This is a genomic window from Flavobacterium sp. (assembly GCF_043756175.1).
GTDB lineage: Bacteria > Bacteroidota > Bacteroidia > Flavobacteriales > Flavobacteriaceae > Flavobacterium.
Genome location: NZ_JAYURN010000053.1, coordinates 1 through 16,466, shown reverse-complemented (window position 1 = coordinate 16,466; position 16,466 = coordinate 1). Strand labels below are relative to the sequence as shown.

Here is a 16,466-nt window from a genome sequence, read left to right as displayed (position 1 = left end):
CTTAAATATTATGAAAAATATATTCATTGCTATATCATTATTGCTTTCTGCAACACTATTTTCTCAAACCACAGATGTGATTCACTTAGAAAAATTAGGCGCTGACAGAGAAATAACTATCAAGTTACCTGCTTCATACGAAAAGAATCTCGAAAAAAAATATCCTTTAGTTTTAGTTTTAGATGGTGAATATTTATTTGCTCCTTTTCAAGGAAATCTAGCATTTGGAAATTATTGGGACGATATTCCTGAAGTAATTTTAATAGGTATAAACCAAAATAAAAAAGACGAACGTTATGATGATTCCGAATTCGATGAAGCAACTGGTTTACCTTCCAAAAAAGGTGGTGCGTTTTTCGAATTTATTGCCGCTGAATTAATCCCATATCTTGAGAAAAAATACCGAATTGCTCCATTCAAAATTATTGCAGGTCTCGACTCGACAGCAGGTTTATTAAACTCATTTTTATACAAAGACATTCCACAATTTAGTGCTTACATTTCTTTAAGTCCTGAATTAGCAAAAGGAATGATAGAAAGAATTCCTGAAAGACTGGCTACAACAAAAGAACCTTTATTTTATTACCAAGCAACTGCTGATGGGGATTTAAAAAAATTTCAAAACCAAATAAAAGCTTTAGACAAAAACATTACAGCTATAAAGAATCCGTTGTTGAATTACAAATTCGATGATTTCAAAAACGCATCACATTATTCATTAGTTTTAAATGGAATACCGAACGCTTTATACCAAATTTTCTCTGTTTACAGACCAATTTCTTCGATAGAATATCAAGAAAAAATTGCCATTTTACCTGACAGTCACGCAAAATATCTTACAGACAAGTACGAAACTATCGAAAAATCATTAGGTATAAAAATGAATGTTAGATTGGGTGATTTTAAAGCCATTGAAGCAGCTATTTTAAAATCAGGTGATTTCAAAGGATATGAAGAATTGGCACAAATTTCTGGTCAGCAGTACGAAAAAAGTATGTTGTATGATTACCACATGGCAATGTTTTACGAAAAAACGAAAGACTATAAAAAAGCAGTTAAATTTTATCAAAATGCGTTTATGAAACAAGAAATTCGTGAACTAACAAAAGACATGATGATGAATAAAGCAGCCGATTTAAAAAAATTAATCCCTGTAAAAGCTAAAGGTTTAAAAGGCGGTAAAGCCAAAGAAATTATTGAAGAAGTTCCTGTATCTGACACACCAACAACAGACACGCCTACGACTGAAACACCAACTGAAACACCAACTGAAGAGAAAAAACCATAATAATGGCCAAAGTAAAAACGTCTTTTTTTTGCCAAAGTTGCGGATCACAATATTCCAAATGGCAAGGACAATGCAATGCCTGCAAAGAATGGAATACCATTGTTGAAGAAATTATTCAAAAAGAAGAAAAAGCAGCTTGGAAAACCGAAACATCGGAAATAAAAAAAGCATCTAAACCACTTTTAGTAAAGGAAATAGATAGCACACAAGAAATCCGAATGGACACTTGCGATGGCGAACTAAATCGAGTGCTAGGCGGCGGAATAGTTCCTGGATCCTTAATCCTTTTAGGTGGAGAACCAGGTATTGGAAAAAGCACGCTTTTACTCCAAATTTCATTAAAATTACCATACAAAACCTTATATGTTTCGGGAGAAGAAAGTCAGAAGCAAATAAAAATGCGCGCCGAACGAATTACTACAAACGGTGATAATTGTTACATATTAACAGAAACCAAAACCCAAAATATTTTTAAGCAAATTCAGGAGATAGAACCTGAAATTGTAATTATCGATTCGATACAAACTTTACATACTGATTATATTGAATCCTCTCCAGGAAGTATTTCTCAAATTCGTGAAACCACTGCCGAACTGATAAAATTCGCCAAAGAAACTAACGTTCCTGTCATACTAATTGGTCATATTACCAAAGACGGGAGCATCGCTGGTCCAAAAATTTTGGAACACATGGTTGATACCGTTTTGCAATTTGAAGGTGATAGAAACCACGTGTACAGAATTCTTCGTTCCTTAAAAAATCGTTTTGGTTCTACGGCGGAACTCGGAATTTATGAAATGCAAGGTTCGGGATTGCGTGAAGTTTCCAACCCATCAGAAATATTAATTTCCCATAAAAACGAAGAATTATCAGGAACTGCAATTGCTTCTACTCTCGAAGGAATGCGTCCGTTAATGATAGAAATTCAAGCTTTAGTTTCAACAGCTGTTTACGGAACGCCACAACGAAGCACTACAGGTTATAATGCAAAACGACTCAATATGATTCTCGCTGTTCTCGAAAAAAGAGCTGGATTTCGTTTGGGAGCCAAAGATGTTTTCTTAAATATTACGGGTGGAATTTCAGTAGATGATCCTGCGATAGATTTGGCTGTGGTGGCTGCCATATTATCATCTAACGAAGATATACCTATTAATAAAGATTTCTGTTTTGCTGGCGAAGTAGGACTTTCAGGCGAAATTCGTCCTGTAAATCGTGTAGACCAACGCATTCAAGAAGCTGAAAAACTAGGTTTTTCGACCATTTATGTGTCTAAATACAACAAAATTTCGTTGAAAAATACTGGAATCAAAATACAATTAGTAGCTAAAATTGAAGATATTGTAATTGAATTGTTTGGGTAAAAATCATTATCTTTGAATATAAATTTATTTATTATGGATTTGCAATTAGAAAAAATCGAATTAATTGAGTTGCTTCTAAATACAAGAAAAGAATCTGTATTAAAAAAACTGCGTGCAATTCTTGAAAAAGAGCAGGACATAAATCTTACGCCCGATCAGTATCAAATAGTAGATAATAGAAGGGAATTACATTTAAAAAACGAGACAAAATCTTACTCTTGGGAACAAGTTAAAACAAATGCAAGATTAGCAAATCAATGAAATATGAATTGATAATTAAAGAAGAAGCAAGTCTTGAAATTATTGAATCTTATTTGTTTTACGAATCCAAATCAATTGGTTTGGGCGAGCGATTTCTTAATAATCTTGATGTTTATTTTGACCGAATTCAAGACTTTCCAGAACATTATCAAATAAAGAGAAAACCGTATCGAGAAGCTTTTGTGAAAAAATTTCCATTTGTAATTGTGTATGAAATTTTGGAAAATGAAACCGTAATTTATGCTGTTTTTCATTCGAGCAGAAATCCAAAAGAAAAACCACAAACACTCTAATGAAACCCTACTCCGAAATATTACAAATAACAAATTCTTATCACGAACTGGGCGAAACCATTCAAGCTGCCAATTTTGTTATTGAAGAATACGGGATAAAACATCCAAATTTCGGAGGTTTCGAATTACGAGAAAAAGCAAAAGCTGAATATATTCTCATGACAACCGAAGGCACTTTTGGGTTACCACAAATTATTAGAATCCCAGAAAATACGTTCGAATTTGAATTTATATTAATGCTCAATCTTATTGCCCACGAAATGGTTCATGTCGGTCAGAAAGTAACTGGACAATTTGTTGATGATAGAAACGAAAGGGAGTGGCAAGCGTATTACGAAATGCTTTTTCATAAAATATATCCGCAAATTCCTAACTTACCCAAACATCAATTGTTGTTTTTCGCCAATAAAGCCTTAAGTTATTACACTAAAATGGGTGAAAACTCTGATTTACAAATAAAATATGGGTTACAAAAACAAGAAGTCGATACCTTTATAACCTCATTATCATAATAATTTTTTATGAGAAGCAAAAAACAAAAATTTTTTCTATTCCTTAAGATTCTAATCGTATTCTTGTTATTTTCTGTAGCAGGAATATACTTTTTTCGTGATGTTTTGTTACAAAAGGTAATTTCAAAAGCAACTTCAAAATTTGACGCTGATTATAATTGCAGTTTATCTATACAAAAAGCCAGTTTCGATGGTGTTTCGAGTATCGAATTGAATAATATCATATTAGTCCCTAAAGAAGCGGATACACTTTTTTCTATCGAAAAAGTAAAAACAAAAATCAATGTATTTCAATTGATTGTAGGCGATATTCAGTTGCAAAATCTTGAAGTAAAAAATGGGTTTATTCAACTGGTAAAAACCGAAAAAGGTCGCAATTTTGATGCTTTTCTTAAAAAAGAAAAAAGAAATGATGTTAATGAAAAAAGAAATTACGCCAAATTAGCTTACCGGTTATTATCGAAAATGCTAAACTTGGTTCCAACCGAAATGCAACTCGAAAACATATCCATACGAATGAATGATTTGGGGATTAAAGTAACAATGCAATTGCCCCATTTGGAATTAAAAAACCATCAATTAGAAACCAATATTAATGTTACAGAAAACGAGTTTTCGCAATCATGGAACATTTCAGGTTTTGTAGATCCAAGAGCCAAAAAAGCCAATGTTAGAATTTACAACAAGGATACGTCAAAAATACAATTGCCCTATATTTATAAGCGTTTTGGTTTTAAATCTGGATTTAAAAACGTTCGTTTAAAATTGGATAAATTCGATTTAGAAAGTGACGAACTTCATCTTGACGGATTGGTTTCGGTAGAAGATTTTACTATAAATCATCCTAAAATCGCAAAAAAAGAAGTACTAATAAAAACCGCTAGTTTCGATTATCGTTTTTTACTAGGAAGCAATTTTGTATCGATAGACAGTACTTCGTCAGTACAAATAAACAACATCAAATTACAGCCTTTTGCGGAATATAATACAGAAGAAGATACGATTTATAAACTTAAAGTTTTGATTCCAAAAATGAAAGCTCAAGATTTTATTTCTTCGCTTCCAGAAGGATTATTTACCCATTTTACAGGAATGGAAACGGAAGGAAATTTTGATTATAAACTCAATTTCAAATACAATAAAAACAAACCAAACGCTTTGGTTTTTAACAGCAACCTAAATAAAGAAAAACTCAAAATTGTAAAATATGGCGAAGCCAATTTAAACAAACTAAATGGAGAATTCGTCTATCGCGCCATCGAAAACAATGTGTTGCAACGTCCTGTTTTAGTAGGTAATTCTAATCCTAATTTTACACCTTTAGAACTAATTTCGCCTTATCTTCAAAAATGTGTGCTCACTTCCGAGGATCCTTCGTTTTTCTCTCATCGCGGATTTATTAATGAAGCTTTCAAACAATCGATTACTAAAAACATTAGAACCAAAAAATTCTCTCGTGGTGCTAGCACAATCAGTATGCAATTAGTGAAAAATGTTTTTTTAACACGCGAAAAAACATTATCTCGAAAACTAGAAGAAATATTATTGGTTTATTTATTAGAAAACAATCGAATTGCAAGTAAACAACGCATGCTCGAAGTTTATTTTAACGTGATAGAATGGGGACCAAATGTATATGGAATTGGGGAAGCAGCTGCTTTTTATTTTCAGAAAAAACCAATCGATTTAACTTTAAAAGAATGTTTGTTTCTAGCATCGATTGTGCCTAAACCTAAAAAATTTATGTATCAGTTTGATGACGAAGGAAAACTAAAATCCTTTGCAAACAAACACGAAGAATTTATGAGTAAACTCATGTTGCGTCGAGGATTATTAACTTCTGAAGATACTATTGGGCAAAAAGTTCCTATTTCTATTTCGGGTCGCGCAAGAACACACATGAAGTTTAAAGTGCAAGATTCTATTGCTGTAGATTCTCTTTTTACCGATTTTGATTTTAATTAATTTCATTGCCTTCCCAACCTTTTACGCAAAAAGGTACTCTATGTAAATAAACCCATTTGTTATGAAAAATATAATTCTAATTTTTACTGTTTTAGTTTCTGCAATTTCATTTGCGCAGAAATCTATTTTTACTTCTGCCAAAGTAAAGTCGGCAACTGTATATTTTAATGCGACCGAAATTTCACAAAGCACAAACGTCCTATTACCTTCAGGAACGAGCGAAATTGTTGTAAAAAATGTTGCTAATTATTTGAATGAAAGTTCAGTTCAAATTGGCGCACCATCATCGTTAACCGTGCTTTCGGTACAATTTACAAACGATTATATGTCGGAATATGATATCGATGAAAATTCGCCAGCGATTAAAAAAGTAAAAGACAGTATTGTTTTGGTTCAAAAAGAACTAAATCGGGTTATCAATTCTCGAAATTCCGAAAGTAAAACGATAGAGTTATTGGATAAAAACCAACAAGTTTTTGGTCAAAATTCTGGTTTAAGTGTACTTGAATTGACAAAAATGGTCGATTATTACAAATCGAAACGAACTGAAATTAGCAATACCATAAACACGCTTGAAGAAAAAGAAAAAAAGCTAAATGAATTAATCACAAAACTGAATAACAAACTCGAAATCGATACTACTAAAGAAGAAAAAACCTCGTCAGGGAAATTAGTCTTGCAGGTTATGAATACTACTGCTGGCAATGTCCCTTTAGAAATTTCGTATGTAACAAATAACGCTTCGTGGTCGCCATTTTATGATTTGAGAGCAGATAATGTTACTTCTCCAATAAATATGATGTACAAAGCGCAAGTGATACAAAATACTGGAATCGATTGGAAAAAAGTAAAACTAACGTTGTCATCTGGAAACCCAAATCAGAACAATCAAGCACCAATTTTAAGTTCTTGGTTTTTAAGATATGGTTACGAGCAAAGCTATGGTTATAGAGATGGAGACAAAAAATCTAAACAGAATGTTATTCAATCATTATCTGGTAAAGTTTCTGGATTAACGATTCAAGAAAAAGATGAAGAATCAACAATTTCAGCATACACAACTATAAACGAAAACCAATTGAATGTTTCTTTTGATATTGATATTCCTTATGACATTTTATCTAACGGAAAAGCACATAGTGTAGCATTAAAAGAAATAAAACTACCTGCTTCATACAAATATTATGCGGCACCAAGAGTAGAAAAAGAAGCGTTTTTACTGGCCGAAATTGCCGATTATTCTAAATATAATTTATTGCCTGGAGAAGCCAACATTATTTTTGAAGGGATGTATGTGGGGAAAACAATGATAAATCCGAGTCAAACTTCTGATACTTTAAATTTGAGTATGGGACGAGATAAAAAAGTATCTATCAAACGTGAGAAAGTAGTCGATAAATCTGGAACTAAATTTTTGTCTTCTAAAAAAGAACAAACATTTACTTATGACATCACAGTAAGAAATAACAAAAAAGAAGCTATTGTGATGTTGCTAAAAGACCAATATCCATTAAGTTCTGACAAGGAAATAGAAATCGAATTACTTCAAAAAGATGGTGCCAAAGCCAATCTAGAAACTGGAATATTAACTTGGGATTTAGATTTAAAACCCAACGAAACCAAAAAAATAAGAATTAGTTATTTAGTTAAATATCCTAAAGATAAAATTATTGGTAATTTGTAAATTGAAACAATATCTTATATTTACTGAGGATGTTGTCATTATTCGTGTTAAATCAAAACTAAAATGGTATAATTAGCGGTTTTATCTAAACCATCTCCATCAGCTCTAAAGCTTTTTTAATGCTTTTTACATTTTCGAAATTCAATAATAAACGAAGTCCGTTTTTGGTTTCTTTTTCTTTCATTTTGCACAATTGCGGTTGTTTTTGTACAAATTGTAATACTTGATGAAAACGTTTCGATTGGTAATAATCACTTTGTTGATCTGACACAAAATAACAAACCATTTTACCTTGTTTTAGGATTAATTTTTCGACACCAATTTGGGTAGCAATCCATTTGATGCGCAAACTATTTAGTAAGGCAATGGCTTGTTTTGGCAAAGGACCAAAACGGTCAATGAGTTGTTTTTCATATTCCTGCAAGCCTTTTTCATCTTTAATAATTGCTAATGCATTATACAAAGCCAAACGTTCGGTTACACTATTAATATAATCGTCTGGGAACAATAATTCGAAATCAGAATCTATTTGTAAATCTTTTACATATTCTTTTTCTACCGTTTCATCGTCGTTTTCATATAAATCTTTAAATTCGTTTTCTTTAAGTTCTTCGATGGCTTCGTTCATGATTTTCTGATAGGTATCAAAACCTATTTCATTTATAAATCCACTTTGTTCACCACCTAATAAATCTCCTGCACCACGAATTTCGAGATCTTTCATGGCAATATTTAAACCACTACCCAATTCCGAAAATTGTTCTAAAGCTTGAATTCGCTTTCTAGCATCTTCCGTCATTACAGAATACGGCGGACAAATAAAATAACAAAAAGCTTTCTTGTTACTTCGACCCACTCGACCACGCATTTGATGCAAATCTGACAATCCAAAATTATTAGCATTGTTAATGAAAATCGTATTTGCATTCGGCACATCTAATCCGCTTTCGATAATGGTTGTAGCCACCAGAACATCAAACTCACCCTCCATAAAGGCCAACATGAGTTCTTCTAGTTTCTTACCATCCATTTGTCCGTGACCAATTCCTACTTTGGCATCAGGAACCAATCTCTGAATCATACCTGCTACTTCCTTGATGTTTTCTATTCTATTATTAATGAAAAATACTTGTCCGCCACGTTCAATTTCGAACGAGATAGCATCACGAATAGTTTCTTCATTAAAACCAACCACATTGGTTTCGATAGGATAACGGTTGGGCGGCGGCGTAGTAATGACTGATAAATCTCTTGCTGCCATGAGCGAAAACTGTAAAGTTCTCGGGATTGGTGTTGCCGTTAGTGTAAGTGTATCAACATTTTGAGTAATGGTTTTGAGTTTGTCTTTTACATTAACCCCAAATTTTTGTTCTTCATCAACGATAAGTAATCCTAAATCTTTAAAAATTACATTTTTACTCACCAATTGATGCGTTCCTATAATAATATCAAGACTTCCCGATTCTAAATCTTTGAGTGTTTCGGCTTTTTGTTTAGCTGTTCTAAATCGATTCACATAATTAATAGTAACCGGCATGTCTTTTAACCTTTCGGTAAATGTTCGATAATGTTGGTATGCTAAAATGGTTGTTGGTACTAATATAGCAACTTGTTTTCCGTTATCTACCGCTTTAAATGCTGCACGAATAGCGACTTCTGTTTTTCCGAAACCTACATCACCGCAAACCAATCTGTCCATTGGTCGATCACTTTCCATGTCGGCTTTTACTTCTTGGGTCGATTTTAACTGGTCTGGCGTGTCTTCATAAATAAACGAACTTTCTAGTTCGTGTTGCAAATAACTATCGGGCGCAAAAGCAAATCCTTTGTCTAAACGACGTTTCGCATACAATTGAATTAAGTTGAAAGCAATATGTTTTACTCTGGCTTTGGTCTTTTGTTTTAAAGCTTTCCAGGCTCCAGAACCAAGTTTATAAATCTTGGGTGGCGCACCATCTTTGCCCGTATATTTTGATATTTTGTGTAGCGAATGAATGCTTACATACACGATATCATTGTCAGCATACGCTAGTTTTATCGCTTCTTGTGTTTTACCATCAACTTGTATTTTTTGTAATCCACCAAATTTTCCAATTCCGTGATCAATATGCGTTACATAATCGCCAACTACCAGTGAAGTTAGTTCTTTGAGCGTTATGGTTTGTTTTTTTGAATAACCATTTTTGATGCTAAATTTATGATATCTTTCAAAAATTTGATGGTCCGTGTAACAAGCAATTTGGTTTTCTTCGTCGATAAAACCTTGATACAATGGCAATACAATAGTTTCGTATTGCTTGGTTATAGTTTCGTGATTTTGTTCGTCAAGACTCTCAAAAATATCATGAAAACGTTTGGCTTGTTGCTGATTCGAACAAAACAAATAATTTTTGTAATTGTGTTCGTGGTTTTCTTTCAAATTATTTAACAACAAATCGAATTGCTTGTTGAAAGAAGGTTGTGGTTTGATATGAAATTCGAAAGTTTCCGATGTTCTAAAAGTAGGTTTAGAAGCTGTTTCGACCACACAAAAATTTAAAGCTTGCTTAATGAATTCCTTCTGATTTAGAAATAATTGTTCTGGCGAAGCGTGTTTGATATCTTTATTTAACTTCTCAAAAGTTTCTTCAGCTTTGTTAAATAATTTGTCAAGATGGGTTAATAATAAATCTGTATTTTGAATAAAAACTGTTGTTCTAGCATTGATATATTCTAGAAAACTTTCTCTGTTTTCTTGTAAAAATTTATTTTCGAAATTGGGAATAATCGCAATTTTATTTTTCTTTTCAATTGATAGTTGTGTGGCCACATCGAAAGTTCGAATGCTATCTACTTCGTTACCAAAAAATTCTATTCGGTACGGATTATCGTTCGAAAAAGAAAATACATCCAAAATTCCGCCACGAACAGAAAACTCTCCAGGTTCAGTAATAAAATCGACTCTTTTGAATTCGTATTCAAATAAAACTTCATTTATAAAATCGATAGAAACCTGATCTCCAACCGAAATTTTTAAAGTATTTTTTTCTAATTCTTTCTTGGTTACCACTTTCTCAAAAATGGCTTCTGGATAAGAAACAATAATAGCTGGTTTTTTGCGAGAATTTATTCGGTTTAAAACTTCCGAACGAAGCAAAATATTCGCATTGTCCGTATCTTCTATTTGGTATGGTCTTCGGTAAGAACTTGGATAAAATAATACGTCTTGATCGCCAACGAGTTGTTCTAAATCATTCAATATATAAGCAGCTTCTTCTTTTTCGTTACACAATAACAAAAAAGAATTTTCACTTTTTGCAAACAAAGCTTGAATGACAAACGAAAATGACGAACCAACCAATCCTTTAATATGAATTTTGTTGTCGCCAGTAATTGCTTTAGATATAGTAACTATTTTGGCTTGTTCGCTGTATTTTTTAGAGATGATTTCGGTACTCAATTGAAAATAATTTTATGCAAATATACTTTGACTTTTTATGCAAAAAAAATCCTGCCTCATTTTAGAACGAGACAGGACTTTTTTAATACAAATTGAAATTAAAAAATTAATTTTTTAGTAACTATTTGATTGTTTTCTAATTCTGTTTTAATGATTAATGCTTGGTTTTGTTTTTGAATGTTTTCAATTACAAATTTGTTTTCATTTACATTTTTTTTATCGAAAATCAAACGACCCAAAACGTCATAAACTTGAATGTTTTTTATTTTTTCGGAAGTTGAGTTAACCACGATTTCATTATTATTACCATTTACAAAAACTGAATTTTCATTTATAGAAAAATTATTGTTCGTTGACAATAAATTCTGATAATGAATTTTAAATCTAGAATTAAATGTCCCTACAGCAGTATTAAAATCAAAAGAACTTAGCTTTAAATTATGGTAAGTTGCATTACTTGTGTCTTCAAGAAAAATGTCTTTGTCATCAAAAAAAGGATTTACATGATCGATAGCAATTGTATAATCACCCGCAATAGTTGCATTAAAACCTAAATCGATTATATCATTTACATTCCAAGGATATGCCCTTCCTTGTATTCCGAAACCAGAGGTTATAGGACTTATCATCGAATAAAAAGTGATGGCACCTTCTGTAGAAGCTAATGCATCAGTCCCAAAATCATATCCGTTTGTTGCGCCTTCTTCGTATCCAAATGCAATTTGTTTAAATGCGCCTAATGTGTTTGTTAAGTTTAAATGAATATAATAATTTAAAGGAACGGCTTGTGCGTTTTTATAAAACTGACCATTGTTGCCAGCAACTCTCATACTATTTGTAAATATAAATGAAGTTGTTGTGGCTGCCGATGCGAAAAATCCTTGTCCTGCAGCTATATATAATCCCGGCGCTGTTCCTCCAGATACCGCTGCTGTTCCAGTTGTTCTGGTCCTTACAGCATAATCGTTTGTCGTAAAAACATTCGATGCAATTGCAGTATTGTGTGTCCAAAAATACATTGTTCCTAAATTAGAATTATCTAACAGACTAATCACGCTAATTGCCGAAGGATAAGGATTTCCAATAAAATTATAATTTAATAAAACTGGATTAAAGGCAACAACGTTTGTTGGCACATCACCATTATTTGGTACACCAATAAATTCTCCATTGAATGTTTGTGGTGTCGATGTATAATTACTAGGCGACATAATTGCATAACCTTTTGTGGGTTGCATTACATTTGCAGGTGCTTCATTTACCCAAGCATTTGTAGTTGTGTTATAAGAATGGTATCTGTTCGTACTTGTAAGTGGCGAAAAACCAACCAATGTTTGCGCTGCAACAGGAGATGACCAATAGGTATATTCTAATACCCTCATCGGCGTTGCATTTCTTTTGAAGTTTATATTTCCTGTGTTTGTAGCCAAAGGATTTGTTTGTAATAAACTAGCATTATTCTCAAAAATTAATTTTGAAAGCGCTCCCGTAACAGAAATATTGTTTTCAACCGTAAGTATGTGTGGTGTGACTCCGCCAATAACCGTAACTACTGCATCGTTTGATACTGAAATAGATTTTGCCGAAATATCTCCAGTTGAAGTATAACTCGTAGTAAAAACTACATCTTTTGTAATATCCGGATCGCCATTATCCCAAGAACCAGTCCAAATTGTAGTTTGGGCTTGGCTGATATTCGAAACTAAAATTAGTAGTAGAAACAATAAAAAATCTAAATATTTTGAAGTATAATTTTTAATCATATTTTTATTTTATTTTACAAATGTAATTTATTCTATTGATAGTCAATGTTTTTAGTGTCTTTTTCCGAAGATCCATTTGTTGGAGCTGAACCATTTAATGAATTTAACATTTCTTGTTCTCCTTCTTCTCTTTGAATGTGGCTACGACGCACAATCTCTTCTATTTGATCTTGAAAAGCCATCAATTCGACATTCAAATCGGTAATCAAAATAACTACTTTTTTTTCAGGAATTCTATCAAGGTTTATAAATGTATGCAACGCTTTTACTTTTGTAATTATCGCCATCAACCTGCTTTTTATTTGCGGCCGGTTTATTCTTTCAGGAATCGTATTGTTTAAAACTTCAAGTTTTAGTGTCAAACTTTTAGTTTTTCGCTGAAAAGCACCAATCGTTCCTTTGGGTTTTTGGTACAATTCAGATGTAAATAATCTCCATTCACTCCAGTTATTTGTGATGGCTTGCGCTTCTGGTGTTAAAGTTCGTGGCGCAAAATCCCATGTTTTGTTAATGGTACTAAAAACCAATTCTTTTTCTTTCAAAGCTTTGGCAATTTGCATTTCATGCGTATTATCATCGTCTTTACAGCCCGTGAATAAAACCATCAATAACAAAAACAGTGAAACAATATATTTCATATGTATATAATATTTTTTTATTGGAATATGGTATATTTATGAGGAAACCATCATTTGTGTTGGTGATTTAATAATCATAAATATTTCATATCAAAAAATTTAACTAAAATACAAATGTAGTTATTTTTGGTTTTTGGTTTGCCAAAGTGTTAAAGATGTTAACGCTATATTTTACGAAAACATTATATTTGTACTTCAACATTACAAAAATGGACACAAAAATATTAATTATAGGCGCTTGCGGACAAATAGGAACCGAGCTAACAAACAAATTACGAACAATTTACGGCAAAGACAATGTGATTGCTTCCGATATTAGAAAATTAAATACTGATATTGTAAACGAAGGAATTTTTGAAGTTGTAAATGCTTTAGATTACAATCAGATTGAACACTTATTAGAGAAATATCAGATTACCGATGTGTATTTGATGGCGGCATTACTATCGGCAACAGCCGAAAAAAATCCTGCTTTTGCTTGGGATTTGAATATGAATTCGCTTTTTCATGTTTTGAATTTAGCGAAAGCTGGAAAAATAAAAAAAATATTTTGGCCTTCAAGTATAGCTGTTTTTGGACCAACAACACCACGCGAAAACACACCGCAATATACCATTATGGAACCAAGTACGGTTTACGGAATTAGCAAACAAACAGGAGAACGCTGGTGCGAATATTACCACAAACAATATGGTGTCGATGTGAGAAGCATTAGATATCCTGGCTTAATTAGTTGGAGTACACCTCCAGGTGGCGGAACGACCGATTATGCAGTAGATATTTACCACAAAGCGATTACCAATGGAAAATTTACTTCGTTCCTGTCCGAAAATACAGGTTTGCCTATGATGTATATGGACGATGCGATAAAAGCAACTGTGAATATCATGCAAGTTCCGTCAGAAAATGTAAAAATCCGTTCTTCCTACAATTTGTCTGGTATGAGTTTTACACCTGCTGAAATTGCCGAAGAAATAAAGAAACACTTCCCTGATTTCACGATCGATTATGAACCAGATTTCCGTCAGAAAATTGCCGATTCTTGGCCAGCCAGCATCGATGATAGTGAGGCTAGAAAAGATTGGGGTTGGAAAAATGATTTCGATATGGAAAACATGACGGTAGAAATGATTGCCAAACTAAAAGAAAATATCTACCAATAAATTTTAGTTCAAGTTCTTTTGTCATATCGAGCGCAGTCGAGATACAATAACGGTTCTCGACTCCGCTCGAAGTGACAATTGGACTAAATTATAAATAAATTCCGCAAAAAACCGCTCTAAAAAAGTGATTTTTTTTATTGTTCGTATTTCATATTGTACAAATCGAATCCTTGTGCCCAATAATCCTTTGTTACTTCTTTGAGTACAAAACCATTTTTTTGATAAAATTTGTAAACCAATTGTGACGTTCTAACCGATATGGTTTTAATTTTATTGATGCTTTTTAAAATATCTAAACGATGTTCGAGTAATTTTGTACCTGCACCAATTCCTTGAAAATCTGGATGAATAAAATCCCAACTGATTTTTCCAATGGTGCAATCCTCCTCAAAATTAATTCCTCCAGCTCCAATAATTTGATTTTCAAATACTAAAACATAATATTTATCTATTTCATGGTCTAAATAATTATTTAAGTCAACTATTTCAGATTCTGCAAAATATTTGGGTACATTTAGCTTTAATATTTCAAGTAGTTTTGGTTTATCTTCAAAATTATATTCTCTTATTATTAATTGATTGTTCATTTTTTATTTCTTCAACTTGTCTATAATTGGATTTTCTATAATTTCCTTTATTTTAATTACTTCGTTAGTGCTATCATTAGGAATGGTCATAGAAAGAACGTAGTGTTTTATTTTCCATTCGCCTTTTATTTTTTCTAGAACCCCTGAACCACGACAAATTTTCATTTGGGTGTTTAGTAATTCGTCAAACCAAGCTATTTTTCCTGATTTGTCGAAATAAACATGACGTTCTAAGGCAGTAAAACTCCACGCTTTGCCTTTGTCGAAAAAAGGTTTTGCAAACGCCATAAAATCTTTTTTGTTCCAGTTTTCTGTAGCATCAGTTCCTATAAAAATAGATTCTTCGGACATCATACCGAAATACGTGTCAAATTTTGCTTCGGCCGCCGCTTTGTGCCAATTGTCTAAAATCGACTTTATCTTTGCTGTTTCTCTGGTTTGGGCTTGAGTTAATGAAGAAACGAACAGAATTATTGAAAGTAATTTTTTCATAGGTGAGGATTTTTAAGCACTAAATTAATCAAAAAATTTAAAAGAAGTTGGAATCTTGAATTATAGCCCCGATTGTAGTAGAAATCCTTTTCTTTTTTTCTTTAAAAAAGAAAAGATTGAAACGGAAAGCGGGAAATGATTTGAAATGAAACGAAAATGTTGTGCTCCTAAAATAGAATAATCAAAAAAGTTAATTAAAGTCGATTGTAGTTTATTAAGACTACCTTGTGGCATTGCTTGTCTATTCAGGTAGTCAAACAATCTTATGGAAAATAGTTTTGAAACACTCATTGATTCTTATATTGAAAATAAAGTTGGCATCTCTCAATACTTTTTGAGTGACGAATTAGCCAACCATCTTAAAGAAAACTTACTTTCTCTACATCACAACAATAAATTGCTTACGGCAGGAACCGGAAACGCTGACAAGCTAATACACAACACGGCGATACGAAACGATGTTATTTATTGGCTTGACAAAAAGAACAACAATGCTCACGAAAATGCGTTTTTTGTACAAATAGAAGCTTTTATAGAATATCTAAACATATCTTGTTATGCAGGAATTACAGGTTATGAGTTTCATTATTCTTTGTACGAAACTGGAAGTTTTTACAGGAAACATTTAGACCAGTTTCAGGACAATTCGAGCAGACAATTTTCGATGATTAGCTATTTAAACAATAATTGGCAAGAAAAGGATGGTGGCGAATTGCTTATTCATCAGTTAGACAACGATCAGAAAATATCCCCTACGCAAGGCAAAACAGTTTTCTTCAAAAGCAACGAATTGGTTCATGAGGTTTTGGTTACCAATGAAAGACGCATGAGCATAACGGGTTGGTTGAAGAGAGATTAAAATTTTATAGAAAAACTCTAAACAAAAAAAAGACTATCATTTCTGATAGTCTTTTCGCTTTTTGCTCCCTCTCTTGGGCTCGAACCAAGGACCCTCTGATTAACAGTCAGATGCTCTAACCAACTGAGCTAAGAAGGAAAGTGTGTTTCACTTTTAAA

14 protein-coding genes and 1 tRNA gene are annotated in these 16,466 nt (G+C 32.6%); 9 read left to right on the top strand and 6 right to left on the bottom strand.

The window, feature by feature from the left end; all coding sequences use genetic code 11:
* Positions 1-10 precede the first annotated feature (10 nt).
* From ACH2BP_RS03190 to ACH2BP_RS03160, 7 genes are all read left to right on the top strand, one after another.
* Complete coding sequence (locus ACH2BP_RS03190; RefSeq protein WP_395056937.1) at positions 11-1,288, top strand: alpha/beta hydrolase; 1,278 nt, start codon at positions 11-13, stop codon at positions 1,286-1,288.
* Positions 1,289-1,290: 2 nt separating this feature from the next.
* Complete coding sequence (gene radA, locus ACH2BP_RS03185; protein ID WP_395056935.1) at positions 1,291-2,652, top strand: DNA repair protein RadA; 1,362 nt, start codon at positions 1,291-1,293, stop codon at positions 2,650-2,652.
* A gap of 33 nt (positions 2,653-2,685) precedes the next feature.
* Positions 2,686-2,913, top strand: a complete 228-nt coding sequence (locus tag ACH2BP_RS03180) for a hypothetical protein (RefSeq protein WP_395056933.1) — start codon at positions 2,686-2,688, stop codon at positions 2,911-2,913.
* Positions 2,910-3,206, top strand: coding sequence for a type II toxin-antitoxin system RelE/ParE family toxin (locus ACH2BP_RS03175; protein WP_395056931.1), 297 nt, complete (start codon positions 2,910-2,912; stop codon positions 3,204-3,206). The genes ACH2BP_RS03180 and ACH2BP_RS03175 overlap by 4 nt, the downstream gene beginning before the upstream one ends.
* Positions 3,206-3,718, top strand: a complete 513-nt coding sequence (locus ACH2BP_RS03170) for a hypothetical protein (RefSeq protein WP_395056929.1) — start codon at positions 3,206-3,208, stop codon at positions 3,716-3,718. Before ACH2BP_RS03175 ends, ACH2BP_RS03170 begins: the two co-directional genes overlap by 1 nt.
* A gap of 9 nt (positions 3,719-3,727) precedes the next feature.
* The gene (locus ACH2BP_RS03165) at positions 3,728-5,683 is read left to right on the top strand and encodes a transglycosylase domain-containing protein (protein ID WP_395056927.1); all 1,956 of its coding nucleotides are present in this window, start codon (positions 3,728-3,730) and stop codon (positions 5,681-5,683) included.
* A gap of 61 nt (positions 5,684-5,744) precedes the next feature.
* Positions 5,745-7,367: a DUF4139 domain-containing protein gene (locus tag ACH2BP_RS03160; protein WP_395056925.1), complete on the top strand. Its 1,623-nt coding sequence runs from the start codon at positions 5,745-5,747 to the stop codon at positions 7,365-7,367.
* 85 nt (positions 7,368-7,452) lie between these two features.
* Here ACH2BP_RS03160 and mfd read toward each other — a convergent pair whose 3' ends face one another.
* The 3 genes from mfd to ACH2BP_RS03145 form a co-directional block, all read right to left on the bottom strand.
* Positions 7,453-10,761: a transcription-repair coupling factor gene (gene mfd, locus ACH2BP_RS03155; protein ID WP_395056985.1), complete on the bottom strand. Its 3,309-nt coding sequence runs from the start codon at positions 10,759-10,761 to the stop codon at positions 7,453-7,455.
* A 143-nt stretch (positions 10,762-10,904) separates the two neighbouring features.
* Positions 10,905-12,569, bottom strand: coding sequence for a T9SS sorting signal type C domain-containing protein (locus ACH2BP_RS03150; RefSeq protein WP_395056923.1), 1,665 nt, complete (start codon positions 12,567-12,569; stop codon positions 10,905-10,907).
* Between the two features lie 32 nt (positions 12,570-12,601).
* The gene (locus ACH2BP_RS03145) at positions 12,602-13,207 is read right to left on the bottom strand and encodes a hypothetical protein (protein WP_395056921.1); all 606 of its coding nucleotides are present in this window, start codon (positions 13,205-13,207) and stop codon (positions 12,602-12,604) included.
* Positions 13,208-13,416: 209 nt separating this feature from the next.
* Here ACH2BP_RS03145 and ACH2BP_RS03140 point away from each other — a divergent pair, with 209 nt between their 5' ends.
* Complete coding sequence (locus ACH2BP_RS03140; RefSeq protein WP_395056919.1) at positions 13,417-14,370, top strand: L-threonine 3-dehydrogenase; 954 nt, start codon at positions 13,417-13,419, stop codon at positions 14,368-14,370.
* A gap of 134 nt (positions 14,371-14,504) precedes the next feature.
* Here the strand turns inward: ACH2BP_RS03140 and ACH2BP_RS03135 are convergent, their stop codons facing one another.
* Together ACH2BP_RS03135 and ACH2BP_RS03130 are read right to left on the bottom strand one after the other, a co-directional pair.
* Positions 14,505-14,957, bottom strand: a complete 453-nt coding sequence (locus tag ACH2BP_RS03135; RefSeq protein WP_395056917.1) for a GNAT family N-acetyltransferase — start codon at positions 14,955-14,957, stop codon at positions 14,505-14,507.
* Between the two features lie 3 nt (positions 14,958-14,960).
* Positions 14,961-15,449, bottom strand: coding sequence for a nuclear transport factor 2 family protein (locus ACH2BP_RS03130; RefSeq protein WP_395056916.1), 489 nt, complete (start codon positions 15,447-15,449; stop codon positions 14,961-14,963).
* A 265-nt stretch (positions 15,450-15,714) separates the two neighbouring features.
* Between ACH2BP_RS03130 and ACH2BP_RS03125 the strand changes: the two genes are divergently transcribed.
* On the top strand, positions 15,715-16,308 hold the full coding sequence (locus ACH2BP_RS03125; RefSeq protein ID WP_395056914.1) for a 2OG-Fe(II) oxygenase: 594 nt from the start codon (positions 15,715-15,717) through the stop codon (positions 16,306-16,308).
* A gap of 64 nt (positions 16,309-16,372) precedes the next feature.
* Here the strand turns inward: ACH2BP_RS03125 and ACH2BP_RS03120 are convergent.
* Positions 16,373-16,446, bottom strand: a tRNA-Asn gene (locus tag ACH2BP_RS03120).
* Positions 16,447-16,466: the final 20 nt, after the last annotated feature.